General features: G+C 63.6%; 24 protein-coding genes. 9 read left to right on the top strand and 15 right to left on the bottom strand.

Translation table 11 applies throughout. From position 1 onward, the window contains the following. Positions 1 to 37: 37 nt before the first annotated feature. From C3F42_RS17815 to C3F42_RS17780, 8 genes are all read right to left on the bottom strand, one after another. Positions 38 to 937, bottom strand: coding sequence for a M23 family metallopeptidase (locus tag C3F42_RS17815; protein ID WP_094010894.1), 900 nt, complete (start codon positions 935 to 937; stop codon positions 38 to 40). Positions 938 to 1088: 151 nt separating this feature from the next. Further along, the gene (locus C3F42_RS17810) at positions 1089 to 2000 is read right to left on the bottom strand and encodes a response regulator (protein WP_038707068.1); all 912 of its coding nucleotides are present in this window, start codon (positions 1998 to 2000) and stop codon (positions 1089 to 1091) included. Between the two features lie 162 nt (positions 2001 to 2162). Further along, positions 2163 to 2933 (bottom strand): phosphate signaling complex protein PhoU, encoded by a 771-nt coding sequence (gene phoU / locus C3F42_RS17805; protein WP_023630537.1) that lies wholly within the window; start codon positions 2931 to 2933, stop codon positions 2163 to 2165. A gap of 73 nt (positions 2934 to 3006) precedes the next feature. Continuing rightward, positions 3007 to 3840, bottom strand: coding sequence for a phosphate ABC transporter ATP-binding protein PstB (pstB, locus tag C3F42_RS17800; RefSeq protein WP_031315066.1), 834 nt, complete (start codon positions 3838 to 3840; stop codon positions 3007 to 3009). Between the two features lie 72 nt (positions 3841 to 3912). After that, a complete protein-coding gene (pstA, locus tag C3F42_RS17795; protein ID WP_038707069.1) occupies positions 3913 to 5583 on the bottom strand; it encodes a phosphate ABC transporter permease PstA in 1671 nt (556 codons plus the stop codon). 17 nt (positions 5584 to 5600) lie between these two features. Next, complete coding sequence (locus C3F42_RS17790; protein WP_104444689.1) at positions 5601 to 7889, bottom strand: ABC transporter permease subunit; 2289 nt, start codon at positions 7887 to 7889, stop codon at positions 5601 to 5603. A gap of 143 nt (positions 7890 to 8032) precedes the next feature. After that, complete coding sequence (locus C3F42_RS17785; RefSeq protein ID WP_023629870.1) at positions 8033 to 9031, bottom strand: phosphate ABC transporter substrate-binding protein PstS; 999 nt, start codon at positions 9029 to 9031, stop codon at positions 8033 to 8035. A gap of 166 nt (positions 9032 to 9197) precedes the next feature. Further along, the gene (locus C3F42_RS17780; RefSeq protein WP_023629869.1) at positions 9198 to 10487 is read right to left on the bottom strand and encodes an MFS transporter; all 1290 of its coding nucleotides are present in this window, start codon (positions 10485 to 10487) and stop codon (positions 9198 to 9200) included. Positions 10488 to 10849: 362 nt separating this feature from the next. Here C3F42_RS17780 and C3F42_RS17775 point away from each other — a divergent pair, with 362 nt between their 5' ends. Next, a complete protein-coding gene (locus C3F42_RS17775) occupies positions 10850 to 11248 on the top strand; it encodes an acyl-CoA thioesterase (protein ID WP_003253317.1) in 399 nt (132 codons plus the stop codon). Between the two features lie 73 nt (positions 11249 to 11321). Then, the gene (locus C3F42_RS17770) at positions 11322 to 12218 is read left to right on the top strand and encodes a D-hexose-6-phosphate mutarotase (RefSeq protein ID WP_104444688.1); all 897 of its coding nucleotides are present in this window, start codon (positions 11322 to 11324) and stop codon (positions 12216 to 12218) included. A gap of 51 nt (positions 12219 to 12269) precedes the next feature. Here the strand turns inward: C3F42_RS17770 and C3F42_RS17765 are convergent, their stop codons facing one another. The 5 genes from C3F42_RS17765 to C3F42_RS17745 all read right to left on the bottom strand — a co-directional run bounded on the left by C3F42_RS17765 (position 12270) and on the right by C3F42_RS17745 (position 15882). After that, positions 12270 to 12803, bottom strand: coding sequence for a DUF3299 domain-containing protein (locus C3F42_RS17765; RefSeq protein ID WP_023629867.1), 534 nt, complete (start codon positions 12801 to 12803; stop codon positions 12270 to 12272). A 49-nt stretch (positions 12804 to 12852) separates the two neighbouring features. Continuing rightward, entirely contained in the window at positions 12853 to 13098 is a 246-nt protein-coding gene (locus C3F42_RS17760) for a GlsB/YeaQ/YmgE family stress response membrane protein (RefSeq protein WP_023629866.1), read from the bottom strand. Positions 13099 to 13194: 96 nt separating this feature from the next. Continuing rightward, on the bottom strand, positions 13195 to 14277 hold the full coding sequence (locus tag C3F42_RS17755; protein WP_023629865.1) for a 5-(carboxyamino)imidazole ribonucleotide synthase: 1083 nt from the start codon (positions 14275 to 14277) through the stop codon (positions 13195 to 13197). Positions 14278 to 14288: 11 nt separating this feature from the next. After that, positions 14289 to 14780, bottom strand: a complete 492-nt coding sequence (gene purE, locus C3F42_RS17750; protein ID WP_031314848.1) for a 5-(carboxyamino)imidazole ribonucleotide mutase — start codon at positions 14778 to 14780, stop codon at positions 14289 to 14291. A 172-nt stretch (positions 14781 to 14952) separates the two neighbouring features. After that, positions 14953 to 15882, bottom strand: coding sequence for a LysR substrate-binding domain-containing protein (locus tag C3F42_RS17745; protein WP_023629864.1), 930 nt, complete (start codon positions 15880 to 15882; stop codon positions 14953 to 14955). A 181-nt stretch (positions 15883 to 16063) separates the two neighbouring features. Here C3F42_RS17745 and aspA point away from each other — a divergent pair, with 181 nt between their 5' ends. The 4 genes from aspA (at position 16064) to C3F42_RS17725 (ending at position 21005) form a co-directional block, all read left to right on the top strand. Beyond that, positions 16064 to 17488 carry an aspartate ammonia-lyase gene (gene aspA / locus C3F42_RS17740; RefSeq protein ID WP_031314847.1) on the top strand — a complete coding sequence of 475 codons (1425 nt, stop codon included), beginning with the start codon at positions 16064 to 16066 and terminating at the stop codon, positions 17486 to 17488. A 264-nt stretch (positions 17489 to 17752) separates the two neighbouring features. Beyond that, positions 17753 to 18745, top strand: coding sequence for an AraC family transcriptional regulator (locus C3F42_RS17735; RefSeq protein WP_023629862.1), 993 nt, complete (start codon positions 17753 to 17755; stop codon positions 18743 to 18745). A gap of 113 nt (positions 18746 to 18858) precedes the next feature. Next, positions 18859 to 19899 (top strand): histone deacetylase family protein, encoded by a 1041-nt coding sequence (locus tag C3F42_RS17730; RefSeq protein ID WP_038707625.1) that lies wholly within the window; start codon positions 18859 to 18861, stop codon positions 19897 to 19899. Between the two features lie 2 nt (positions 19900 to 19901). Beyond that, positions 19902 to 21005: an extracellular solute-binding protein gene (locus C3F42_RS17725; protein ID WP_104444687.1), complete on the top strand. Its 1104-nt coding sequence runs from the start codon at positions 19902 to 19904 to the stop codon at positions 21003 to 21005. Positions 21006 to 21033: 28 nt separating this feature from the next. Here C3F42_RS17725 and C3F42_RS17720 read toward each other — a convergent pair whose 3' ends face one another. Beyond that, positions 21034 to 22563, bottom strand: a complete 1530-nt coding sequence (locus C3F42_RS17720) for a PLP-dependent aminotransferase family protein (RefSeq protein ID WP_104444686.1) — start codon at positions 22561 to 22563, stop codon at positions 21034 to 21036. A gap of 90 nt (positions 22564 to 22653) precedes the next feature. Between C3F42_RS17720 and C3F42_RS17715 the strand changes: the two genes are divergently transcribed. The 3 genes from C3F42_RS17715 to C3F42_RS17705 are packed head-to-tail and all read left to right on the top strand — an operon-like array spanning position 22654 to position 24420. Then, entirely contained in the window at positions 22654 to 23283 is a 630-nt protein-coding gene (locus C3F42_RS17715) for an FMN-binding negative transcriptional regulator (RefSeq protein ID WP_104444685.1), read from the top strand. Positions 23284 to 23294: 11 nt separating this feature from the next. Next, positions 23295 to 23741, top strand: coding sequence for a GNAT family N-acetyltransferase (locus tag C3F42_RS17710; RefSeq protein WP_023630196.1), 447 nt, complete (start codon positions 23295 to 23297; stop codon positions 23739 to 23741). Between the two features lie 7 nt (positions 23742 to 23748). Continuing rightward, positions 23749 to 24420, top strand: coding sequence for a GNAT family N-acetyltransferase (locus C3F42_RS17705; RefSeq protein WP_104444684.1), 672 nt, complete (start codon positions 23749 to 23751; stop codon positions 24418 to 24420). Positions 24421 to 24488: 68 nt separating this feature from the next. On the opposite strand, the gene oadA is transcribed toward C3F42_RS17705, so the two are convergent. Next, complete coding sequence (gene oadA / locus C3F42_RS17700; RefSeq protein ID WP_023630198.1) at positions 24489 to 26297, bottom strand: sodium-extruding oxaloacetate decarboxylase subunit alpha; 1809 nt, start codon at positions 26295 to 26297, stop codon at positions 24489 to 24491. Positions 26298 to 26304: the final 7 nt, after the last annotated feature.

Genomic DNA, 26304 nt, shown 5'->3' with positions numbered 1-26304 from the left:
GCCTACATCCGTGGGTGCGGGCTTGCTCCGCAATGCGTCATGGATTCCCTGCGGTAAAGTCCGGCAAACCACCGATTGGCCGGTCGAACTGATACGGGATCGACTCAAGCGCCAGCCCCACATTGCGCTGCACCACGAAATGCAGGTGCGGCCCGCTGCTGTTGCCGGTGTTGCCCGATTTGGCCAATGGCTGCCCCTGTGCAACCCGCTGCCCCTCGCCCACCACCACCGAACCGCGCATCAGGTGCAGGTAAACGCCCATGGTGCCGTCCGGGTGCAGGATCCTGACGAAATTGCCCGCCGGATTGTTGCCCCGCCCGCTCTGGTTGTTCTCGATCTTCACCACCACCCCACCGCGTGCCGCGATGATCGGCGTGCCTTCGGGCATGGCGATATCCATGGCGTAGCGGCCCTTGGGCCCGAAGTGGCTGAAACGGCCGTTGGGGCCCTGGCTCAGGCGGAACGGCCCGCCCTTCCAGGGGAACGGATAACGGTAGCCCTGCGGGCGCTGGCCCGGGTCGCCCATGGCGTAGCGGAACTTGGTGTCGTACTTGAGGCGAGCCCCTTGGCGAGCCTGTACCACGCTGAGGATCAGGTTCGAGCGTGGCGGCACCAGGCGCCGGACGATGCGCGGGGCGTTACCGCCCTGGGCATTGGCCAGGCGCTCCACACGCAGTTCAACTTCCATCGGCACGAACAGCTCGTTGCGCGCGACAAAACGCACGCCACCGGCGAAATCCTCGGTCTTCAGCCGCACCTGGCCGTCCAGGCGCTCGACCATGGGTTCGCGGAACACGAAAACCTTGGCGCCAACGCGGGGTCGGTCGGAATAGGAAACCACGCCATAGGTATCAGTGGTCTTGTAGATGGTCATGCCCAGGCTCGACGCCGAGGCCGTGAGCAAGGCACAGAACAGCAGCAGTCTGGAGGGCGGCATGATGGTGGCTTTTTGACAGTGGTGTTCTGTCGAAGCCTAGCAGCCGGATTTGAGAGGGATATGACAGTTGGTCGGGATGCTGGAGGTGTAACGTGGGAGGGGGCAAGCCCGCTCCCACTACATCCGCTGCGACGCGGTGCTCAAGTGGCCATCAGGCGCCAGGCGTGAAGTGCTTCTGCGCCGTGCCGCGGGCGATCAGTCGCGACAGGTAGTCGAGTTTCTGCGCATCCTGGTCGACGAACTTGAAGGTCAGCTGCAGCCAGTCGCTCTCAGGCTTGGGCTCCAGCGCCGCAATGGCGTGCAGGTAGCCGTTCAGACGCGCCGTTTCGGCGTTCTCACCTTGCTCCAGGTCCAGCACCGCGCCTTCGAGCACCTGTGGCAGGTTAGTGCCGCGGCGCACCACCAGCAGGGCTTCCTTAAGGCTCAAGGCCTTGATCATGCACGGCTGGGTGCCACTGGACAGGCGCAGTTGGCCTTGGCCACGACCAGTCTGGGCCGCCGCAGCGGCAGTCTTCGGCGTGGGGGCGTTGATCAGAGGCTTGGCCGCCGCTGCCACTGGCGCAGCGGCGGGCGCGGTTACCTTGGCCGCGTCCGGACGACCACCGGTCAGGGCACTGAGCGAATCGTTGGCAAACGCCGAGTTGACCCGCGCCGGCGCGCTGGACATCAGGCTGTCGAGCTTGCCGATCTTGGTCAGCGACTTCTTCACCTTGGTCAGCAGCTGCTCGTTGGTGAACGGCTTGCCGACGAAGTCGGAAACGCCGGCCTGGATGGCCTGGATCACGTTTTCCTTGTCGCCACGGCTGGTCACCATGATGAACTGCATGGTCTTCATCTCTTCCTGCTGACGGCACCAGGTCAGCAGTTCGAGGCCGGACATCTCCGGCATTTCCCAGTCGCACAGGACCAGGTCGAAACGTTCCTTGCTCAGCATGGCCATGGCCTTGCGACCGTTGACCGCGTCCTCGATCACCATGCCGGGGAAGGCATTGCGCAGGCACTTCCTTACCAGGTCGCGGATGAACGGGGCATCATCCACGACCAGCACATTCACTTTACTCATCGATACTCCTCTTGATCCCGGCTAGCATACCGCCGACTGATGGCCATTTGCCAAACCACTGGTCACGCCGGGACTTCTCACACGGTTCGCGGGTGCCTGCTGGTGCTCGACCGCAAACGAAAACGCCCGGCGGTTGCCGGGCGTTCATGCTCGGGAGCAATCCTATTTATCGTCCGGTTCAGCCGGAACATTAGCGATTTCGCCCTCATCGAACGCTTCGCCCTGCACCTCGGCCTTCATGCGCTTGAGGCCCATGTGGCGCACGTCGGTACCACGCACCAGGTAGATCACCAGCTCGGAGATGTTGCGTGCGTGATCGCCGATGCGCTCCAGCGAACGCAGGGCCCAGATCACGCTCAACACGCGGGAGATCGAGCGCGGATCTTCCATCATGTAGGTGACCAGCTCGCGCAGCGCCGTCTTGTACTCGCGGTCGATGGTCTTGTCGTACTGGGCCACCGACAGCGCCAGGTCGGCGTCGAAGCGGGCGAAGGCGTCCAGCGCGTCGCGGACCATGTTGCGCACCTGGTCGCCGATATGGCGCACCTCGACATAACCACGCGGCGACTCGCCTTCCTCGCACAGCTGGATGGCACGGCGGGCGATCTTGGTCGATTCGTCACCGATGCGCTCCAGGTCGATCACCGACTTGGAGATGCTGATGATCAGGCGCAGGTCGGAGGCCGCCGGTTGGCGACGGGCGAGGATGCGCACGCACTCCTCGTCGATGTTGCGCTCCATCTGGTTGATCTGTTCGTCGACCTCGCGCACTTGCTGGGCAAGGCCCGAGTCGGCCTCGATCAGCGCGGTGACGGCGTCGTTCACCTGTTTCTCCACCAGCCCGCCCATGGCCAGCAGGTGGCTGCGCACCTCCTCGAGCTCGGCGTTGAACTGCTGGGAGATGTGGTGGGTAAGGCTTTCTTTGTTGATCATCGTTTGGCTCCGCGAAGCAGCTGCAGGCTTCAAGTCGTTCGTGTCGTTCCCTGGCGTTCCTACCTTGCCGGTCTTAGCCGTAGCGACCGGTGATGTAGTCTTCGGTCTGCTTCTTCGCCGGGTTGGTGAACAGGGTGTCGGTATCACCGAATTCGACCAGTTTGCCCATGTACATGAAGGCGGTGTAGTCCGAAACACGGGCCGCCTGCTGCATGTTGTGGGTCACGATGACGATGGTGTACTTGGATTTCAGTTCGTAGATCAGCTCTTCGACCTTCAGCGTCGAGATCGGGTCCAGTGCCGAGCACGGCTCGTCGAGCAACAGCACTTCCGGCTCAACGGCAATGGTACGGGCGATCACCAGACGCTGCTGCTGGCCACCGGACAGGCCCAGCGCCGACTCGTGCAGGCGGTCCTTGACCTCATCCCACAGGGCCGCGCCCTTCAGCGCCCACTCGACGGCCTCGTCGAGCACGCGCTTCTTGTTGATGCCCTGGATACGCAGGCCGTAGACCACGTTCTCGTAGATGGTCTTGGGGAACGGGTTGGGCTTCTGGAACACCATGCCCACGCGGCGACGCAGCTCGGCCACGTCCTCGCCCTTGCGGTAGATGTTGTTGCCGTACAGGTTGATGGCGCCTTCGACACGGCAGCCGTCGACCAGGTCGTTCATGCGGTTGAAGGTGCGCAGCAGCGTGGACTTGCCGCAGCCGGACGGGCCGATGAAGGCGGTCACGCGCTGCTTGGGGATGTTCATGCTGACGTCGAACAGTGCTTGCTTGTCGCCGTAGAACAGGGACAGGCCGGGTACTTCGATGGCCACGGTCTCTTCAGCCAGGCGCAGGCTCTGCTTGTCGCGGCCCAGGGCCGACATGTCGATGCCGTGGGCGTGGGATTCATGCTGCATGGTCAACTCCATACGCTATCAATTCGTTTCAAAGGGCCGCCCGGCATCCGGGCGGCACGCTTGCAATCGGGATCAGTGGTCCAGGGCCTTGTACTTCTCGCGCAGGTGGTTACGGATCCACACCGCCGAGAGGTTGAGGGTGGCGATCACCAGCACCAGCAGCAGCGCGGTGGCGTACACCAGCGGCCGCGCGGCCTCGACGTTGGGGCTCTGGAAGCCGACGTCGTAGATGTGGAAGCCCAGGTGCATGATCTTCTGGTCCAGGTGCAGGTACGGGTAGTTGCCGTCAACCGGCAGCGATGGCGCCAGCTTCACCACACCCACCAGCATCAGCGGGGCCACTTCGCCGGCGGCGCGGGCCACGGCGAGGATCATGCCGGTCATCATGGCCGGGCTGGCCATCGGCAGGACGATCTTCCACAGCGTCTCGGCCTTGGTCGCGCCCAGCGCCAGCGAGCCTTCGCGTACAGTGCGCGGAATACGCGCCAGACCTTCCTCGGTGGCCACGATCACCACCGGCACGGCCAGCAGCGCCAGGGTCAGCGAAGCCCACAACAGGCCCGGCGTACCCAGCGTAGGTGCCGGCAGCGACTCGGGGAAGAACAGCCGGTCGATCGAGCCGCCCAGCACGTAGACGAAGAAGCCCAGGCCAAACACGCCGTAGACGATCGCCGGGACGCCGGCGAGGTTGTTCACGGCGATGCGGATCAGCCGGGTCACCGGGCCCTGCCTGGCGTATTCACGCAAGTAGACGGCAGCCAGTACGCCGAACGGGGTGACGATCACCGCCATGATCAGGGTCATCATCACGGTGCCGAAGATGGCCGGGAAGATACCGCCTTCGGTGTTGGCCTCACGCGGGTCGTCGCTGAGGAACTCCCACACCTTGGCGAAGTAGGCGCCCATCTTGGTAAAGCCCGACATGGCGTTCGGCTGAATGGCGTGGACCACCTTGCTCAGGTTGATCTCCACTTCGCGGCCGTTGCCGTCGCGTGCTACCAGGCTGTCGCGGGCGAACTCCTGATGCAGGCCGTTGAGGCGCTCTTCGATGGCCTTGTAGCGGTTGTTCAGCTCGGCGCGCTCGGCGTCCATGTCGGCCTGGGCGGCGGCGTCGAGCTTGCCGTCCAGTTCCAGCTTGCGGCTGTGCAGGCGCAGGCGCTCCAGGCCATGGTTGATGGCACCGATGTCCTTCTTCTCGAGCTTCACAAGCTGGTCGTTGAGTTGGCTGGCGCGCTTGAGGCGGGCCTGCAGCTCGTTCCAGGCTTCCGGCCCCTGAGCGACCACGCGGCCTTCTTCCTTGACGCTGACCAGATAGCCGTAGAAGTTGCCCCATTCGCGGCGCTCCAGGGCAATCAGGTCGGCAGGTTTCTGCTGGTCGACCAGCCACTCGCCGACCACCCAGGTGAAGTCGCTGCCGTTGAGGTCGCGGTTACCCACCTTGATCAGCTCGCGGGTCATGAACTCCGGGCCCTGGTCGGGCACCGGCAGGCCGGCACCCTTGAGGCGTTCGCGGGGCACTTCTTCCTTCTGCACCACTTCACCGATGACGATGTGGTCAGCCTGGCCGGGCACCTTGTAGGTGGCCTGGACCAGGTCGGCCGGCCAGAAGTGGCCCAGGCCGCGCACGGCGATCACGGCCAGCAGGCCGACGGTCATGATGACCGCCATGGCCACCGCGCCGCCACTGATCCAGACGCCGGGGGCGCCGCTCTTGAACCAGCCTTTGAGGGAATCCTTTTTCACGGATCTCTACCTTTCTATCAAAGCGACGAGTATTTCTTGCGCAGGCGCTGGCGAATCAGCTCGGCCAGGGTGTTCATCACGAAGGTGAACAACAGCAGCACGAGGGCGGCGAGGAACAGCACACGATAGTGGCTGCCGCCGACTTCCGATTCGGGCATTTCCACGGCCACGTTGGCGGCCAGGGTGCGCATGCCCTCGAACAGGTTCAGCTCCATCACCGGGGTGTTGCCGGTGGCCATCAGCACGATCATGGTCTCACCCACCGCACGGCCCATGCCGATCATCAGCGCCGAGAAGATGCCCGGGCTGGCGGTGAGGATGACCACGCGGGTCAGGGTCTGCCATGGCGTCGCGCCCAGCGCCAGCGAGCCCAGGGTCAGGCTGCGCGGCACGCTGAACACGGCGTCCTCGGCAATGGAGTAGATGTTCGGGATGACCGCGAAGCCCATGGCGATACCCACTACCAGGGCGTTGCGCTGGTCATAGGTGATCCCCAGATCGTTGGTGATCCACAGGCGCATGTCGCCCGCGAAGAACCAGCTCTCGAGGAACGGACTCATGTACAGGGCAAACCAGCCAATGACCAGGATCACCGGGATCAGGATCGCCGCTTCCCAGCCATCGGGGATGCGCAGGCGGATCGACTCCGGCAGGCGGCTCCAGCTGTAGCCGGCAAGCAGGATACCGATCGGCATGATCAGGAACAGGCTGAACACGCCCGGCAGGTGGCCTTCGAGGTACGGCGCGAGGAACAGGCCGGCGAAGAAGCCGAGGATCACCGTCGGCATCGCTTCCATCAACTCGATCACCGGCTTGACCTTGCGGCGCATGCCCGGAGCCATGAAGTAGGCGGTGTAGATGGCGGCGGCGATGGCCAGCGGGGCAGCCAGGATCATCGCGTAGAACGCGGCCTTGAGCGTACCGAAGGTCAGCGGCGACAGGCTCAGCTTGGGTTCGAAGTCGGTGTTCGAGGCGGTCGACTGCCAGACGTACTTGGGCTCGTCGTAGTTCTCGTACCAGACCTTGCCCCACAGCGCGCTGAACGAGACTTCCGGGTGCGGGTTCTTCAGGCTCAGCGGCAGCAGCTTGTTGCTTTGCTCGATGATGATGCGGTTGGCGCGCGGCGACAGGGCGAGGATGCCCGCGCCTTCGGCGACCGGCTCGACCAGCAGGGTGCGGTGCGCGGTGCTGTGGAACACGCCGAGCTTGCCTTCGCTGTCCAGGGCGATGAAGCCCTTGCGGCGCTCCTCGGCGTCGATCTGCACCACCGGGGCCTTGCCCAGCTGGAAGCTGCGGATCAACTTGAAGCGCGACTCGCCATCGGGGTCGCGGGCCATGAACCACTGGCTCAGGCCACCCTTGGAATCACCGAAGATCAGCGAGATGCCACCGACCAGCTGGGCGGTCGCGGTGATCTCGGCGTTGCCGTCCTCGAGCAGCTTGTAGCGGCCGTTGAGGCTCTTGTCGCGCAGGCTGAACACGTCGGCGGTGGCGCGACCGTTGACCACGTACAGCCACTGCTGGCGCGGGTCGATGAAGATGTTCTTCACCACCTCGGTCATCTGCGGCAGTTCGATACGGTTCTGCTCGACAGTGACCTCGTCGGTCATCATGTTCTCGGTGCGCGACAGTTCGATCACCTGCAGGTGCGCACCGGTGGAACCGGCCAGCAACAAGGTGTCGCCGTTGACGTTGACGCTCACATGCTCCAGCGCGCGGCCTTGGTCATCCAGGGTGAACAGGTCCTGACCATAGGGGAAGTCGATGCCCGCCTCGATGGTCTTCTTGTTGTCCGGATAGGTGATCTTGTAGGTGTGGTGGAACACCAGTGCCTGGCCGTTGGACAGGCCCACCACCACCAGCGGGCTGCCCGGCTGGTCGGTGCTGATCGAGCTGACCTGGGCGCCGGCCGGCAGCGGCAGGTCGACGCGCTTCAGTTCGTTGCCGGTCTTGGTGTCGAAGAACAGGGCCTGGCCCTTGTCGGATACACGCATGCCCACGAGGTTCTGTTCCTCGAGGGCGATCAGCAGCGGTTTACCGGCGTCCTGCTGCAGCCAGGTCGGCTCCAGCGCCTTCTTGCTGGTAAGCGTGGCGCCTTGGAACAACGGCAGCACCACATAGGCCAGGTAGAAGAAGATCAGCGTGATCGCCGCCAGCACGGCGAGCCCGCCCACCAGGACGTACCAGCGGGTCAGGCGATCCTTGAGGGCGCGCAGGCGGCGCTTGCGTTGCAACTCGGGCGTATTGAAGTCAATGCGCACGGGAGGAGAATTTTGGGTCATTGTGGAGTTGGCCAGATCATTCATGCGCACACCCTAGCGGTCCCGTATGACAAAAACATGACAGTGCAGTGACGCAAAAAAGCCCGCCGCTCAGGAGCCCTGGCTTCGGACTAAGGAATTCGTGGAGGAGGCCGGCATTCTTTGGCACCGGCCTCATCCTCAGTTATTTACTTCTTTGCAACGTTACCCGCGTGGGACAGACCCAGGTCGGCCAGGGTCTTGTCGACCACCTTGGCTGGCAGCGGGATGTAGCCGTCCTTCACGACAACTTGTTGGCCGGCCTGCGACAGCACCAGCTTGACGAACTCGGCTTCCAGCGGGGCCAGAGGCTTGTTCGGGGCCTTGTTGACGTAGACGTAGAGGAAGCGCGACAGCGGGTAGGTACCGTTCAGGGCGTTGGCTTCGTTGTCTTCGACGAACGCGCCGCCTTCTTTCTTGGCCAGGGCCACGGTCTTGACGCTGGCGGTCTTGTAGCCGATGCCCGAGTAGCCGATGCCGTTCAGCGACGAGCTGATCGACTGCACGACCGAAGCCGAGCCAGGTTGTTCGTTGACGTTAGGCTTGAAGTCGCCTTTGCACAGGGCTTCTTCCTTGAAGTAGCCGTAGGTGCCGGATACCGAGTTACGGCCGAACAGCTGAACTGGCTTGTTGGCCAGGTCGCCGGTCACGCCCAGGTCACCCCAGGTCTTGACGTCGGCTTTGCCACCGCACAGACGGGTGGAGGAGAAGATGGCGTCGACCTGGGCCATGGTCAGGCCTTTGATCGGGTTGTCCTTGTGAACGAACACGGCCAGGGCGTCAACGGCAACCGGAATGGCAGTCGGCTTGTAGCCATACTTCTGCTCGAACGCCTGCAGCTCGACGTCCTTCATCTTGCGGCTCATCGGGCCCAGGTTGGCGGTGCCTTCGGTCAGGGCGGGTGGCGCGGTCGAGGAACCGGCGGCCTGGATCTGAATGTTTACGTTCGGATATTCCTTCTTGTAGGCCTCGGCCCACAGGGTCATCAGGTTCGCGAGGGTGTCGGAACCGACGCTGGAGAGGTTGCCCGAAACACCGGTGGTCTTGGTGTAGGTCGGGATTGCAGGATCGACAGCGGCGACCGCATTGGCGGCAGCGACGCCAGCGGCGGCAAAGGTCAGGGCCGCCATCAAACGCTTCAGTTTCATGCCTTGCTCCTAGCAGGAATATCGTGGGTTGTGAGATGGAACGGGCCCAAGTATCTGCAGGCCGCATGAACACTCTATGACTCGAATGTGACAATTGGATGAAAGGCCATCACCGGTAACCGGGATGGCCTTTACAGGATGTTGCGGAGGGGACTTAGAGCGGGTTTCAGCGTTTGCGCGCGAGCAGATAGATGCCCACCAGCAGACCAACGGCGCACAGGCACGCCACGTAATAGGCGGGTGCCATCGGACTGAACTTGAGCAGCGCGGTCACCACCATCGGCGTCAGGCCACCGAAGATCGCGTAGGCGAGGTTGTAGGAGAACGACAGGCCGCTGAAGCGCACGACAGGCGGGAACGCCTTGACCATCACGTAAGGCACGGCGCCGACGATACCCACGCACAAGCCAGTCAGCGCATAGAGCGGGAACAGCAGGTCCGGGCGGGTCGGCAGGCTGTGGTAGAAGGCCCAGGACGACGCCAGCAGCATCAGGCTGCCGACGATGAACACTCGCCCGGCACCGAAACGGTCGGCCAGGCTGCCAGCGCCGACGCAGCCCAGGCTGAGCAGCACGATAGCCAGGCTATTGGCCTTGAGCGAGTCGGTGGGGCTGACGTGGTAGAGGCTCTGCAGCAATGCCGGGGTCATGAGGATGATCACCACGATGCCGGCCGACAGCAGCCAGGTGAGCAGCATCGAGAGGATGATCGCGCCGCGATGATCACGCAGCACCGCGCGCAGTGGCAGCTCCTCGGCCAGGGCCTTGCGTGCCTGCATTTCGGCGAACACAGGGGTCTCATGCAGCCAGCGGCGCAGGTAGACCGCGAAGAAGCCGAACACCCCACCGAGCAGGAATGGAATACGCCAGGCGTAGTCCGCCACTTCCTCGGGGCTGTAGATCGTGTTGATCAGCGTCGCCACCAGCGAGCCAAGCAGAATGCCCGAGGTCAGGCCGGCGGTCAGGGTGCCGCAAGCATAGCCGGTGTTGCGCGCCGGCACGTGCTCGGAGACGAACACCCAGGCCCCCGGCACCTCGCCACCGATGGCCGCGCCCTGGATAACCCGCATCAACAGCAGCAGGATCGGCGCCCACAGGCCAATCTGCGCATAGGTGGGCAGCAGCCCCATCACCAGGGTCGGCACGGCCATCATGAAAATGCTCAGGGTGAACATCTTCTTGCGTCCGAGCAGGTCGCCGAAGTGGGCCATGACGATGCCACCCAATGGCCGGGCGAGGTAGCCGGCGGCGAAGATGCCGAAGGTCTGCATCAGGCGCAGCCATTCGGGCATGTCGGCCGGGAAGAACAGCTTGCCCACCACAGTGGCGAAGAACACGAAGATGATGAAGTCGTAGAACTCCAGGGCACCGCCCAGGGCGGACAGCGAGAGGGTCTTGTAGTCACTGCGGGACAACGGCCGGGACGGCTGCTCGATACTGCTCTGCACGGAGGTCATCGCTGTTCTTTCTCTTGTAGGTCTGCGGACCGCTTGGCATGCGGCTTCTGGATTGAATAGTCGGCGAAGATAGCAAATTGCCGAGCTGCGCTCATAGCGGTACAAAATCCATACAGATATTCATGAATGCGCGGTCGTCGCTGGCTGTGCAGGTATATATACTGCCCGCTCGTAGGAAAAGGTTGCTTATCCTGAGGGATGTTGTGCGAAAACGTCGGTCATCGTTGTCAGACTGTTTCGCAGAGTTTCCCTGAGGCCGCCCCCTGAAGCGAAATCAGCGTAGTATGCGTGTTGCTGAATCGTTTTTACGGCGTCCGTTATTGCGCCACCAACGAAGCGTCACGGGTCAGAGGCCCCACGGCATGATTGAGCTCGAACAAGAAGATCCTATCCCGCAAGGCGACCTGGCCTTGCAGATCACCGCGCTGCCGCGCGAAACCAATGGTTTCGGCGATATCTTCGGCGGCTGGCTGGTCGCCCAGATGGACCTGGCCGGCACCGCCATGGCCAGCCGCGTCGCCGGAGGCCGAGTGGCCACGGTAGCCATCGATCGCATGGCGTTCCTGGTCCCGGTGGCCGTGGGCGCGCAGTTGTCCTTCTATACCCAGACCCTGGAAATCGGCCGCAGCTCGATCCAGATGATGGTCGAGGTATGGAGCGACGACCCGCTGTCCAGCGAATGGCGCAAGGTTACCGAGGCGGTGTTCGTGTTCGTCGCCATCGATGGCAGTGGTCGCACCCGCTCCGTACCTCGTCGCTGAGCCTGGCCAGCGGTAAACTCATTGCACGTCACCGGGTCCAACGGCCTGACAGACAATCAATGAGACGAACGCAATGGCTAACTTCACGGTCGAGACCGAGCTGCACGGCGAACTCAACTGCTGGCGCATCACCAGCGATCATGCCGAACTACTGATTGCCCAGCAGGGCGCCCAGGTTCTGAGCTATCAGCGCCTGGGCGAGCCTCCGCTGCTGTGGCTGAGCGACCAGGCCATCTTCCGCCAGGGCAAGTCGGTGCGTGCCGGCGCTCCCGTGTGCTGGCCGTGGTTCGGTATCTTCGAGCGCAATCCCGATACGGTCAAAGCCATGTTCAAGGGCGAGCAGCCGCCCGCCCACGGCCTGGTGCGTGGCCGTGACTGGCAGTTGTTGCGCGCCGAGGAACACGGCGACCACCTGCAGGTCGAGTTCGAATTGCCCGAAGCCCAGGGTGACCTGCCGGGTTGGCCTCATGAGGTCCAGCTCAAGCTCCTGGTAGAGCTGGGTGACCAGCTGAAGCTCACCCTCACCAGCTACAACCTCGGCAATACCGATGTCACCCTGAGCCAGGCGCTGCACAGCTACTTCGCCGTGAGCGATGTGCGCCGGGTTCAAGTGGAAGGCGTGGACGGGCTGGCCTACATCGAAACACTGGCCAATTGGGAACAGCGCAAACAGCAGGGCAACCTGGGTTTCGCGGGCGAGACTGATCGCATCTACCTGAACGCGCCCGATCGACTGGCGATTGTCGATCCGCACTGGAACCGACGCACCACCCTTACTGCTGGCGGCTCAAGCACCGCGGTGATCTGGAACCCCTGGACCGACCGCGCCCGCGACCTGCCGGACATGGCCGACGATGGCTGGCAGCGCATGCTGTGCATCGAGACGGCGAATGTGATGGATGACGTGGTGGTGCTCAAGCCAGGGGCGACTCATGCGATGAGCGTGGCAATCGGTAGCGAAGCGCTCTGAAATCGCTATCGCGGGGCGGCCCGACTTGCCCCGCGATACGCTCTGCCAGGCTCAGAGGTCCGCATCCTCCACCACCCTCACCTGCCCCGCCTCCAGTGCATAGGCCGCATCCGCCAAGTCATTGCTGACCGCCTCCACCTTCAAGGTGCCGGTCACCCACAGCGGCGTGTAGATGTCGTCGATCTTCAGCCCTTTCGGATACCGCACCAGCACCAGCTGGTTCGGTGGCGGCGGCGGTACATGGATGCACGCCCCTGGGTAAGGCACCAGGAAAAACAGCGTGCTGTTGCCTTTGGCATCGCTCTCCAGCGGCACCGGATAACCACCCAGGCGGATCTGCCTGCCGTTCATGGCGGCCACGGTCTTGGTCGAGTACATCACTGCCGGCAGGCCCTTGCTCTGCTTCAGCCCACCCTTGGCGGTGAAGGTGCCCAGGGCTTCCGGGGAGTTGTGATCGATCTCGGGCATCTGCTCGAGCGCCTTCTGGTCCGACTTGGGCATCAGTTCCAGCCAGTCGGTCTCGGGCAGTTCGGCATGGGCCAGGGCGCTGGCCAGCAACAGGGGAATGAGGGATAACGCACGCATGGAAATGCTCGGCAACTCAGGATGAATTGCCGGGCATTCTAGCGGGAATTCAGCGTTTCTTGATGAAGCCGTAGATCACCAGCAGGATGATCGCGCCGACCAGGGCCCCGAAGAAGCCCGCGGCCTGCCCGGCCTGGTAGATGCCCAGGGCTTGTCCGCCGTAGGTGGCGGCCAGGGAACCGGCGATGCCGAGGAGAATGGTCATGATCCAGCCCATGCTGTCGTCACCCGGTTTCAGGAAACGCGCCAGCAGGCCGACGATCAGGCCGATGAAGATGGTTCCAATGATGCCCATGGCAATCCCTCTGTGATGAACATGAGACATGCCAAAGCCTAGTCAGCGCTTCGGCATGTTGCCATCTCAGAGCGGCAATGCCCGGCAGAAGTTCGATCAGCCGGCGATCAACGCCTCTACTTCGGCAATCTTGGCCTTCAAGGTGGCCATGTCCTGGCAGCGCAGGGTGGCGTGGCCAACCTTGCGCCCGACCTTGAATGCCTTGCCGTAGTGGTGCAGGTGGCAGTCATCGATGGCGACGACTTTCTCCACTGCTGGCACTTCGCCGATGAAGTTGAGCATGGCGCTTTCGCCGACCTTGGCGGTCGAGCCCAGCGGCAGGCCGGCCACGGCGCGCAGGTGGTTCTCGAACTGGCTGCACTCACTGCCTTCGATGGTCCAGTGCCCGGAGTTGTGCACACGCGGGGCGATTTCGTTGGCCTTCAGGCCACCGTCCACTTCGAAGAACTCGAAGGCCATGACGCCCACGTAGTCGAGTTTCTGCAGCACGCGGCCAACGTAGTCTTCGGCCAGGGCCTGCAACGGGTGCGCCTCGCTGGCCACCGACAGGCGCAGGATGCCGCTGTCATGGGTGTTGTGCACCAGCGGGTAGAAGCGGGTTTCACCGTCGCGGGCGCGCACGGCCACCAGCGACACTTCCCCGGTGAACGGCACGAAGCCTTCCAGCAGGCACGGCACGCTGCCCAGTTCGGCAAAAGTGTCGACCACGTCTTCGGGCTTGCGCAGGACCTTCTGGCCCTTGCCGTCGTAACCCAGGGTGCGGGTCTTGAGCACGGCCGGCAGGCCAATGCTTGCCACCGCGGCATCGAGGTCCGCCTGCGAGAGGATGTCGGCAAAGGCCGGGGTGGGAATCCCCAGATCGCGGAACATGCTCTTCTCGAACAGGCGATCACGGGCGATGCGCAGGGCCTCGGCGCTCGGATAGACCGGGACGAACTGCGAGAGAAAGGCCACGGTCTCGGCCGGCACGCTTTCGAACTCGAAGGTCACCAGGTCGACTTCGTCGGCCAGCTGGCGCAGATGGTCCTGGTCACCGTAGTCGGCACGCAGGTGCTCGCCCAGCGGCGCGGCGCAGGCGTCTGGTGCCGGGTCGAGGAAAGCGAAGTTCATGCCCAGCGGGGTGCCCGCCAAGGCCAGCATGCGGCCCAGTTGGCCACCACCGATTACACCGATCTTCATGGGTTTCAGCCTCAAGCCTGACGCGGGTCTGGATTATCCAGCACGGTGTCGGTCTGCTCGGTGCGGAACTGCTTGAGCGCCGCGTGGAACTGCGGGTGCTTGGCCCCGAGGATGCTCGCCGACAACAAGGCTGCGTTGATCGCGCCGGCCTTGCCGATGGCCAGGGTGGCGACCGGGACGCCAGCAGGCATCTGTACGATCGACAGCAGCGAATCAACACCCGAGAGCATCGACGATTGCACCGGCACACCGAGCACCGGCAGATGGGTCTTGGCGGCGCACATGCCCGGCAGGTGGGCGGCGCCGCCGGCGCCGGCGATGATCACTTCGATGCCGCGGCCTTCGGCCTCATCGGCGTACTGGAACAGCAGGTCCGGGGTGCGGTGGGCGGAAACCACCTTCACTTCGTAGGGAATGCCGAGTTTTTCCAGCATATCGGCGGTGTGGCTAAGGGTGGACCAATCGGACTTGGAGCCCATGATCACGCCAACCAGTGCACTCATCGTCGAGCCTCTTCGCTTGTGCGCCCGCAGGCGCGTCAAAAAACAACAAGCCACGCGGGACGACCGGCGTGGCTTGTTTGCTGATCATGACCGGAATCTATCCGGTCGAGGGGCCGCGCAGTATAGCGTAACGTTGCGCGGTCACGGCACCCCCGGCGACCAACTGTCGGCCTTATTTTTCGGGGGTTTGGCTGACTTTTGGGTCAACTGAACCGCCCTCCAGCTTGCGCCACAGCAAGCGCACGTTGGCCTTGCGCACCAAGGCGCAGCGATACAGGCGGATTTCCAGTGGCACATGCCACTGGCTGCCACCGCAGATCGCCAGCTCGCCACGCTCCAGTTCGCCGCGCATCGACAGCTTCGGGACCCAGGCGATGCCCATGCCTTCGAGCGCCATGCTCTTGAGACTGTCGGCCATGGCCGTCTCATAGACAGTGGTATAGCGCAGGTTGCGCTGGCGCAGCAGCAGGTTGACCGACCGACCGAGGAAGGCGCCGGCGCTGTAGGCCAGCAAGGGCACGCTGGCCTCCCCCTCCAGGTCGAACAGCGGCTTGCCGTCGGGGCCCACGGCACACACCGGAAGCATTTCGGTATTGCCCATGTGCAGCGACGGGAAGATCTCGGCGTCCATCTGCAGCGCCGCGTCCGGGTCATAGAAGGCCAGCATCAGGTCGCAGCCGCCTTCGCGTAATGCATGCACCGCATCACCGACGTTGGTGGCGACCAGGCGCGTGGCGATGTTAAGGCCATCGTTGCGCAATTGCGCCACCCAGCGGGGGAAAAAGCCCGATGCCAAGGAGTGCGCGGCCGAGACCTGGATCACTTCGCCCTGACCGCCTTCGAGGTGATGTAAATGGCGGAGAACTTCGCTCAACTGGTCGACAACGGTGCGTGCAGTGACGAGAAACAGCTGCCCGGCCTCGGTCAGTTCGATGGGTGTGCGGGAACGATTCACCAAGGTCAACCCAAGCGCCGCTTCCAAGCTGCGTATGCGTCGGCTAAACGCTGGCTGGGTAACGAACCGGCGCTCGGCCGCTTGCGAGAAACTGCGGGTCGAGGCCAGGGCACTGAAGTCCTCCAGCCATTTGCTTTCGAGGTTCATCGACTACTCCGCACTGCGTGCACCAAAATGGAACACGCTCGATTGTCAATCGGCGTCACATCAAACCGTATGCCGTTTGCGCATAGGTTAGCGTGCAACAGCATTGGCCGCAAAATCTGGGCAGCCCTAGCATTGGCGCCATTCCGGCAGGTGCCGGGTCAAAATCGAGATGATATCCATCATGTCCTCCGCTGCATCGTTCCGCGTCGAAAAAGATCTGCTTGGTACCCTTGAAGTCCCTGCCGATGCCTACTACGGCATCCAGACTCTGCGCGCTGCCAACAACTTCCACCTCTCCGGTGTTCCGCTGTCGCACTACCCGAAACTGGTAGTCGGCCTGGCGATGGTCAAGCAGGCAGCTGCTGACGCCAACCGTGAGCTGGGGCACCTGAGCGATGCCAAGCACGCCGCGATCAGCGCAGCCTGCGCACGACTGATCAAAGGCGACTATCACGAGCAGTTCGTGGTGGACATGATTCAAGGCGGTGCTGGTACTTCCACCAACATGAACGCCAACGAAGTCATCGCCAACATCGCGCTGGAGGCCATGGGTCACCAGAAGGGTGAGTACCAGTACCTGCACCCGAACAACGATGTGAACATGGCGCAGTCGACCAACGACGCCTACCCGACCGCGATTCGTCTGGGTCTGCTGCTGGGCCACGACGCCCTGCTGGCTAGCCTCGACAGCCTGATCCAGGCCTTCGCTGCCAAAGGTAAAGAGTTCGACCACGTTCTGAAGATGGGCCGTACCCAGCTGCAAGACGCCGTGCCGATGACCCTGGGCCAGGAATTCCGCGCCTTCGCCACCACCATGACCGAAGACCTGCAGCGCCTGCGCTCGCTGGCTCCGGAACTGCTGACCGAAATCAACCTGGGCGGCACCGCCATCGGTACCGGCATCAATGCCGACCCGGGCTACCAGATGCTGGCCGTCCAGCGCCTGGCGATCATCAGCGGCCAGCCGCTGGTGCCGGCTGCCGACCTGATCGAAGCCACCTCCGACATGGGCGCCTTCGTGCTGTTCTCCGGCATGCTCAAGCGCACCGCGGTCAAGCTGTCGAAGATCTGCAACGACCTGCGCCTGCTGTCCAGCGGCCCACGCACCGGCATCAACGAGATCAACCTGCCGGCGCGCCAGCCAGGCAGCTCGATCATGCCAGGCAAGGTCAACCCGGTTATCCCGGAAGCCGTCAACCAAGTCGCGTTCGCCATCATGGGCAACGACCTGGCCCTGACCGTCGCCGCCGAAGGTGGCCAGCTGCAGCTGAACGTGATGGAACCGCTGATCGCCTACAAGATCTTCGACTCGATCCGCCTGCTGCAACGCGCCATGGACATGCTGCGCGAGCACTGCATCGTCGGCATCACCGCCAACGAACAGCGCTGCCGTGAACTGGTCGAGCACTCGATCGGCCTGGTCACCGCCCTGAACCCATACATCGGCTACGAAAACGCCACCCGTATCGCCCGCGTCGCCCTGGAAACCGGCCGCGGCGTGCTGGAACTGGTGCGCGAAGAGAAGCTGCTGGACGAAGAGATGCTCAACGACATCCTGCGTCCGGAAAACATGATCGCTCCCCGTCTGGTTCCGCTGAAGGCGTAACCCAGACCGCTGCAAACAGTCTCACCAGGTCGAGGGACTAGACACCTCTCAACCTTTCAAGGGCCCGAGCGCATGCTACGGGCCCTTTTTTTTATGCCTGCGAAATGCTGTTGATAGGGGAGCGGCCGTGGGAGCGGGCTTGCCCCGCGATATTGATGCGGGCCTCAACTACGCCATCGCGGGGCAAGTCTGCTCCCACGCCACGCCGCGTACCCGGCACACAACTTGCTCGGTAATGCTCCCCAGCTCAACGGGATGCCGAGCATGCTGCACAGCCACCTCACCACCCTCAACGCCGTTTCGCTGATCCTCCAGGTGTTCCAGGAAGACGGCGTGGACGCGCAGCACATGCTCGCCGGCAGCGGCATAGGCCCCGCAGACCTGGGCCACGCCGATGCGCGCATCACCACCCAGCAGGAACTGCAGGTCTGCGCCAACGCCGTGGCCCGGCGCCAGGACATCGGCCTGGAACTCGGCCGGCGCATGCACGTGTCGTGCTACGGCATGCTCGGTTACGCCCTGCTCTCAAGTGCCACTTTGGGTGACGCCCTGCGCCTGGCGCTGACCTTTCCGGCACTGCTGGGAACAGTCTTTCAACTGCGCCTGGTGGACGATGGCCAGCGCGTGTGGCTCAGCGCCAGCGACCATTACGACGCGCCTGGGCTGGCCGCCTTCAATGCCGAATTCTGCCTGCTGTCGCTGAAAGTGATCTGCGATGACCTGCTCGGCCGCCAACTACCGTTGCTGGCGGCGCGTTTCGAACACCCGCGCCCGGGCTACCACGCGCTCTATGACCCTGCATTCCAGTGCCCACTCGGCTTCGGCGCCAGCGACAATGCCTTCGCTTTCGAACGACACTGGCTGGACATGCCCCTGCCCCTGGCCGACCCGATCACCCACAAGGCCATGGGCGAACGCTGCCGGCGCCTCAACCTGGAGTTCACCGGCCGCCAAGCTTGGCTGGGGCGGATCCGCCAGCTGCTGCTGCGACAACTGGATGCCGCGCCTGGGCTGGAAGGCTTGGCACGGCAGATGAACTGCTCGTCGCGCACACTGCGCCGGCATTTGCAGGCGCTGGGCAGCAGTTATCAACAGCTCCTCGACGAGCTGCGCTTCGAGCGGGCCAAGCAGTTGCTGGCCGAGGACCAGATGCCGATCTACCGCATTGCCGAAACATTGGGGTTCAGCGAGACCGCGAGCTTCCGACATGCCTTCCAGCGCTGGAGCGGCGTGGCGCCAAGCCATTTTCGCGGTTGACCGGTTACGGACGGCTTGGCCACATCGATCCCCTTTTGGCCGTTTGCGACGTTCTCCAGTACCGGGCAGTCCGTAAAAATGGCTCCACGCCAGTGAATACGGAGAACAACAACGTGCTGACGATCTATTCCGATGACCACCGCCTGCACCATGGCCGCTGCGAGCTCATCGACGGCAAGCTGATGCCCTGTTTCGAAATGCCGTCGCGCGCCGACCACGTCCTGGAGCGCGTCAAGCAGCGCAACCTCGGGCCCGTGCAAGGCCCCGCCGACTTTGGCCGCGCGCCGCTGCAGCGCATCCACAGCGCCGACTACCTGGATTTCTTCGAAGGCGCCTGGGCCCGTTGGGCCGCGCTTGGCCAGGAAGGTGACCTGCTGCCATTCACCTGGCCGGCGCGCACCCTGCGCCAGGTCAAACCCAGCGGCCTGCACGGCGAGCTCGGTTATTACAGCTTCGACGCCGGCGCACCGATCACCGCCGGCACCTGGCAGGCCGCCTACAGCGCCGCCCAGGTCGCCCTGACCGCCCAGGCCGCGATCCAGCAAGGCGCCCATGCCGCATTCGCCCTGTGCCGGCCACCAGGGCACCACGCCGCAGGCGAAGTGATGGGGGGTTACTGCTACCTCAACAACGCAGCCATTGCCGCCCAGGCCTTCATCGACCACGGCCGGCGCAAGGTAGCCATCCTCGACGTCGACTATCACCACGGCAACGGTACGCAGGACATTTTCTACACCCGCAACGACGTGTTCTTCGCCTCGATCCACGGCGACCCGCAGGACGAGTTCCCGTTCTTCCTCGGCTACGCCGACGAGATCGGCGAAGGTGCCGGCGAAGGCTGCAACATCAACTACCCGCTGCCTGCCGGCAGCGACTGGGCAGCCTGGAGCGCAGCCCTCGAAGACGCCTGCCAGCGCATCGCCACCTTCGATGCCGATGTGCTGGTGATCTCCCTTGGCGTGGATACCTTCAAGGACGACCCCATCTCCCAGTTCAAGCTCGACAGTCCCGACTACCTGGCGATGGGCAAGCGCATCGCCCAGCTGGGCAAGCCGACCTTGTTCGTGATGGAGGGCGGCTACGCTGTGGAGGAAATCGGCATCAACGCGGTCAATGTGCTGGAAGGCTTCCAGCAGGCCCAGCCAGGAGCGTGAACATGACCCGACTCAAACGTCTGCTCGCCCCGCTCGTCGCCGCCGGCCTGTTCGCTGGCGCACTGCAGGCACACGCCGAACAGCGTACCCTGCGGGTATACAACTGGTTCGACTACATCACCCCGCAAACCCTGGTCGACTTCCAGAAGGACAGCGGGGTCAAGCTGATCTACGACATCTTCGACACCAATGAAGCACTGGAAGCCAAGCTGCTCACCGGCAACTCCGGCTATGACGTGGTGGTGCCGTCCAACGTGTTCCTCGCCAAGCAGATAGAAGCCGGCGTGTTCCAGCCCCTCGATCGGGCGAAGCTGCCCAACTGGCAACACCTTGACCCGGCACTGATGAAGCTGATCGAGGCCAATGACCCCGGCAACAAGTTTGCCGTGCCTTACATGTACGGCACGGTGCTGATCGGCTTCAACCCGGCCAAGGTCAAGGCGGTGCTCGGCGACGACGCACCGGTGGACAGCTGGGACCTGATCTTCAAGGAAGAGAACATCGCCAAGCTCAAGCAGTGTGGCGTGGCGCTGCTTGATTCGCCGTCGGAGATCCTGCCGCTGGCGCTGTCGTACCTGGGCCTGGACCCCAACAGCGGCAAGCCGGCCGACTATCAGAAAGCCCAGGACCTGCTGCTGAAGATCCGCCCGCATGTAACCTACTTCCACTCGTCCAAGTACATGGCCGACATCGCCAATGGTGATATCTGTGTGGCGGTGGGCTACTCGGGCAGCTTCTCCCAGGCCGCGAATCGGGCTCGTGAAGCGAAGAACGGCGTGGTGGTGGACATGCGCCTGCCGAAGGAAGGCGCGCCGATCTGGTTCGACATGCTGGCGATCCCCAAGAACGCCGCCAACCCGGAAGATGCCCACACATTCATCAACTACCTGTTGCGACCAGAAGTGATCGCACCGATCAGCGACTTCGTCGGCTACCCGAACCCGAACAAGGATGCGACCGACAAGGTCAGCCCGGCGATCCGCAACAATCCAAACCTGTACCCGACGGCGGATGCAATGGCCAAGTTGTACACGCTCAAGCCGTTGCCACGGGATGCCGAGCGGGCGCGGACGCGGGCCTGGACCAAGATCAAGTCGGGGACCTGATGTTTTTGGGGCTGCAGAGCGGCCCCATTCAATCTCGCCAGGCCTTGCGCAGGCGCATCAAAGCCTGCGCAATCTCCCCTTCTGGCACTGCCGCGAATCCCAGTACCAGCCCTGCCCTCGTATCCGCAGGTTCCGCGCTGTCCTCCAGCCAGTAGCTGCTCAGCGGAGTGACCTCCACCCCCACCGCCTCCGCCCGCGCCACCAACTCCTGCTCCCGCGCCAAGTTATCCACAGCCACCTTCACATGCAGCCCTGCTGCGACGTCTGGCATTGCCCCCAGCCCCGGTACATCCACGGGCCAACCGGCCTTCAGCACATTCCTGCGGGCCAGCGCCGCCCGGCGCATACGGCGGATATGCCGCTGGAAATGCCCTTGGGCCATGAACTGCGCCATGACACATTGCGTGCCGACTTCCGAGTGATGCACCGCCAGCGCCTTGGCCTGGCTGAATGCCCGCACCAGGCGTCCGGGCAGCACCAGGTAACCCAGCCGCAAAGCCGGAAATGCGATCTTGCCGAACGTTCCGACGTACAGCACCCGGCCCTGCCGATCCAGTGCCGCCAGCGGTGCCAAAGGCGCACCGCTGTAGCGGTACTCACCATCGTAATCGTCCTCGACGACCCAACCGTCCTGGCGCTCGGCCCAGGCCAGCAACGCCAGGCGCCGGGCCAGGCTCATGGTCACACCGGTGGGGTACTGGTGAGCCGGGGTCACGTAAGCCAGCCGGCAATCCGGCAGCTCGGCCAGGCGCGCACAGTCCATGCCCTCTTCGTCTACCGGCACGCCGCTGACCCTTGCCCCCGCCAGGGCGAAGGCGTGCCCGGCAACGCGGTAGCCCGGGTTTTCCACAGCCACCCCGTCACCAGGCTGCAACAGCAACTGTGCACAAAGGCTGATCGCCTGCTGCGCACCACTGGTGATCACAATTTGTTCAGCACTGCAGGAAAGCCCTCGCGATCGACGCAGATAGGTGGCAATCAAATCACGCAACGGCAGCTCCCCTGCCGGGTCGCCATAGCCGAGCAGCGCCGGGTCGGGATTTCGCCAGAAACCCGCTTGCAGCTTGGCCCAGACCTCGAAAGGAAACAGGTCGAAGGCTGGCAGGCCAACCCTGAAAGCCCTCGGCGCATCGCCTTTTGGCGGCGGCAGATGGTGCTTTTTCAGACGCAACAACGGCTCGCTGCACAGCGCAAAACTGGATAAATCCTCAGTATCAGACGCCTCAAATGTGGATAAATCTGTTGATAACACCAGGGATAACCCTGTGGACAGTTGTGTGGATAGTTTTCCCAGGCGGCTTACATAGGTGCCATCGCCTACCCGGCTTTCGATAAAGCCCTCGGCATACAACTGGTCATAGGCACGCACCACGCTGTTGCGCGACAACGCGAGCACCGCCGCAAGGTCACGGGTGGCCGGCAGCCGAGTGCCGCCTTCCAGGCGCCCATCCAGCACGCGCGCGCGCAAGGCCTGGTAGAGCTGCTGGCTGAGCCCGCGACGGCGATCCAGGACGATTCCTGCCGGATCGAAAGGCAACGCGTGGGTAGGTTCGCTCATGGCATTGGACCTATCAAAACAGTCATGAATGGCTCTTACACAGAGCCAATAGCCTGCCTAGCATGAAGCCACAGCACAAGGAACACCGGCATGTACAACAGCAAACCGCATCAGGAACATGACCTTGCCCGCCTGCACCAGCACATGCAGCACACCCGCCTGGCAACGCTGGTCAGCCACGGTGAGCATGGGCTGCTGGCCACCCATCTGCCCGTGCTGGTCACCACTGGCGAGGGCGAATTCGGCACGGTCTACGGCCACCTCGCCCGGGCCAACCAGCAATGGCAGGACCTGGCACACGGCGCTGAGGCCTTGCTGGTATTCCCCGGCGCCGACGCCTATGTCAGCCCTGGCTACTACCCGAGCAAGACGGACAACCCCAAGGTGGTGCCCACCTGGAACTACATGGCGGTGCATGCCTGGGGCCCGGTGGAGGTGATCCACGCACCGACGCAATTGCTGGACATCGTCAGCCGCCTGACCGACCGCCATGAGCAAGGCCGCGCAGCACCGTGGAGCGTCGCCGATGCTCCGGCTGACTACCTTGACGGCATGCTCCGCGCCATCATCGGTATCCGCCTGCCGATCGCCCGCCTGCAGGGCGCACGCAAGCTCAGTCAGAACCGTTCGGCGCAAGACATCGCCGGGGTCCGCGCAGGCCTGGCCGCCAGCGCCGACCCTGTGGATAACCAACTCGCCGCGCACATGCGCGACCTCTGAAGGAAAAGCCCATGACCAGCATCACCCTGCGCCCGGTGGGCGCCAACGACCACGCCGCCTGGCTACCCTTGTGGCAGGCCTACCTGCGCTTCTACCAGGCCGAACTGCCCGACGCAGTCAACACCAGCACCTGGCAACGCCTGCTCGATGCGAACGAGCCCACCCACTCGGCGTTGGCCTGGGTCGATGGCAAGGCGGTGGGGATGGTCAACTTCATCTACCATCGTTCCAACTGGAGCATCGAGAACTCCTGCTACCTGCAGGACCTCTACGTGGACAGTGAAGTGCGTGGCCTGGGCATCGGTCGGCAGCTCATCGAGCATGTCTACGCCACGGCCAAGGCCGCCGGCTGCATCAAGGTGCACTGGCTGACCCACGAGACCAACGCCACCGCCATCAGCTTGTACGAGCAGGTCGCCGAGCGACCGGGCTTCATCCAATTCCGCAAAGCACTGTAGGCCGCCCATGAACGACGCATTGAACTGGAAACCCGCCGGTACGCCCAAGGCCGAGCCCATCGAAGGCCGTTTCATCAGCCTGGAGAAGCTTGACCCGGCGCGCCATGGCAACGACCTTTGGGAAGTACTGCAAGGTCCGGGCTCGGACCCAGCGCTATGGGACTATCTGCCCTACGGCCCGTTTGCTGGGCGCGCCAGCTTCGACCGCTGGCTGGAAGGCAACGCCGCCAGCCGCGACCCGCTGTTCTACAGTGTGATCGACCGCGCCAACGGCCAGGTTCAGGGCATCCTCAGCTACATGTCGATCGTCCCCGAACACGGCCGCTTCGAGATTGGCCACATCGCCTTCGGCGCCGCCATGCAACGCACACCCAAGGGCACCGAGGCGGTTTACCTTTTGAGCAAACTGGGCTTCGAGCTGGGCAATCGCCGGCTGGAATGGAAGTGCAACGACGCCAATGCCCGCTCCAAGCGCGCGGCCGAACGGTTCGGTTTTGTGTTCGAGGGCGTGTTCCGCAACCACATGGTGGTCAAGGACCGTAATCGCGATACAACGTGGTATTCGATTAAGGATACCGAATGGCCTACCGTGGCGGCGGGGTTCGAGCGTTGGTTGAGTGAGGAAAACCAGCAGCCTGAGGGACAAGTCCGCACGCTGGAAGCGTGCCGCGTGGGCTGATTTATCCAGACAAAAAAAGGGGAGCATCCGCTCCCCAGAGGTTAACCGCTTGTAGATGAAGGCTTCTGTCAGCCTTCGATCTCGATCAGGATTTCGCCTGGGGTCACCCGGTCGCCCTTGGCCACGTGAATGGCCACGACCTTGCCGGCGATCGCTGCCTGGACTTCGGTCTCCATCTTCATCGCCTCGGTGATCAGCACCGCCTGGCCGGCCTTGACCACGTCGCCTTCCTTGACCAGCACATCGACGATGTTGCCCGGCATGCTGGTGCTGACGTGGCCCGGCGCGCTGGCCTGCTTGCGCTTGCTGCCGCCACCGCCGACGAATTCGTTGAGCGGCTCGAACACCACTTCTTCCGGCATGCCGTCGATGGACAGGTAGAAGTGGCGCTTGCCTTCGGCCTTCACGCCGACACCGGTGATATCGACGCGGTAGGTTTCACCGTGGACATCGATGACGAACTCGGTCGGCACGCCTTCACCGCCCACCGCCCCCACCGCGCCAGCTTCCGGAATCGGCAGCAAGGCTTCTGGCTTGAGGGTGCCGGCTTCACGCTCCTCGAGGAACTTGCGGCCGATGTCGGGGAACATGGCGAAGGTCAGCACGTCCTCCTCGGAGTGCGCGAGGCTGCCGATGTCGGCGCGCAGCTTGGCCATCTCCGGCTTGAGCAGGTCGGCCGGGCGCACGTCGATCACGTCCTCGCTGCCGATCGCCTGGCGCCGCAGCTGCTCGTTGACCACACCGGGGGCTTTGCCGTAGCCGCCTTGCAGGTACAGTTTCACTTCATTGGTGATGGTCTTGTAGCGCTCGCCGGCCAGCACGTTGAAGAACGCCTGGGTGCCGACGATCTGCGAGGTCGGGGTCACCAGCGGCGGGAATCCCAAGTCTTCGCGCACCCGCGGGATCTCTGCCAGCACTTCGTTCATGCGGTTGAGCGCGCCCTGCTCCTTGAGCTGGTTGGCCAGGTTGGAAATCATCCCGCCCGGTACCTGGTTGACCTGCACGCGGGTATCCACGGCGGTGAACTCGCTTTCGAACTGGTGGTACTTCTTGCGCACGGCGTAGAAGTACAGGCCGATCTCCTGCAGCAGCTCGAGGTCCAGCCCGGTGTCGAACTCGCTGCCCTTTAGCGCGGCGACCATCGACTCGGTGCCCGGGTGGCTGGTACCCCAGGCGAAGCTGGAGATCGCGGTGTCGATATGGTCGACGCCGTTCTCGACGGCCTTGAGCTGACACATCGCGGCCAGGCCGGCAGTGTCGTGGGAGTGGATGAACACCGGCAATGACTGCTCGGCTTTCAGTGCCTTGACCAACTCGCCGGTGGCGAACGGGGTCAACAGGCCAGCCATGTCCTTGATCGCCACCGAGTCGCAACCCATGGATTCCATCTGCTTGGCCTGCTGAACGAAGGCATCGACGGTATGCACCGGGCTGGTGGTGTAGGCGATGGTGCCCTGGGCGTGCTTGCCGGCGGCTTTCACCGCCTCGATGGCCACGCGCAGGTTACGCACATCGTTCATGGCGTCGAAGATGCGGAACACGTCGATGCCGTTGACCGCGGCCTTGGCCACGAAGGCCTTGACCACATCGTCGCTGTAATGGCGGTAGCCCAGCAGGTTCTGCCCGCGCAGGAGCATCTGCAGGCGGGTGTTGGGCAGCGCGGCACGCAGCTTGCGCAGGCGCTCCCACGGGTCTTCCTTGAGGAAGCGCACGCAGGCGTCGAAGGTGGCGCCGCCCCAGACTTCCAGCGACCAGTAGCCGACCTTGTCGAGCTTGTCGCAGATCGGCAGCATGTCTTCGGTGCGCATGCGGGTGGCCAGCAGGGACTGGTGAGCGTCGCGCAGGATCGTGTCGGTAACAAAGATTTTCTTGGACATTATTCGG

This window comes from Pseudomonas sp. PONIH3, from assembly GCF_002934345.1.
Taxonomy (GTDB): domain Bacteria; phylum Pseudomonadota; class Gammaproteobacteria; order Pseudomonadales; family Pseudomonadaceae; genus Aquipseudomonas; species Aquipseudomonas soli.
This window is presented reverse-complemented; position numbering and strand designations above follow the sequence as displayed.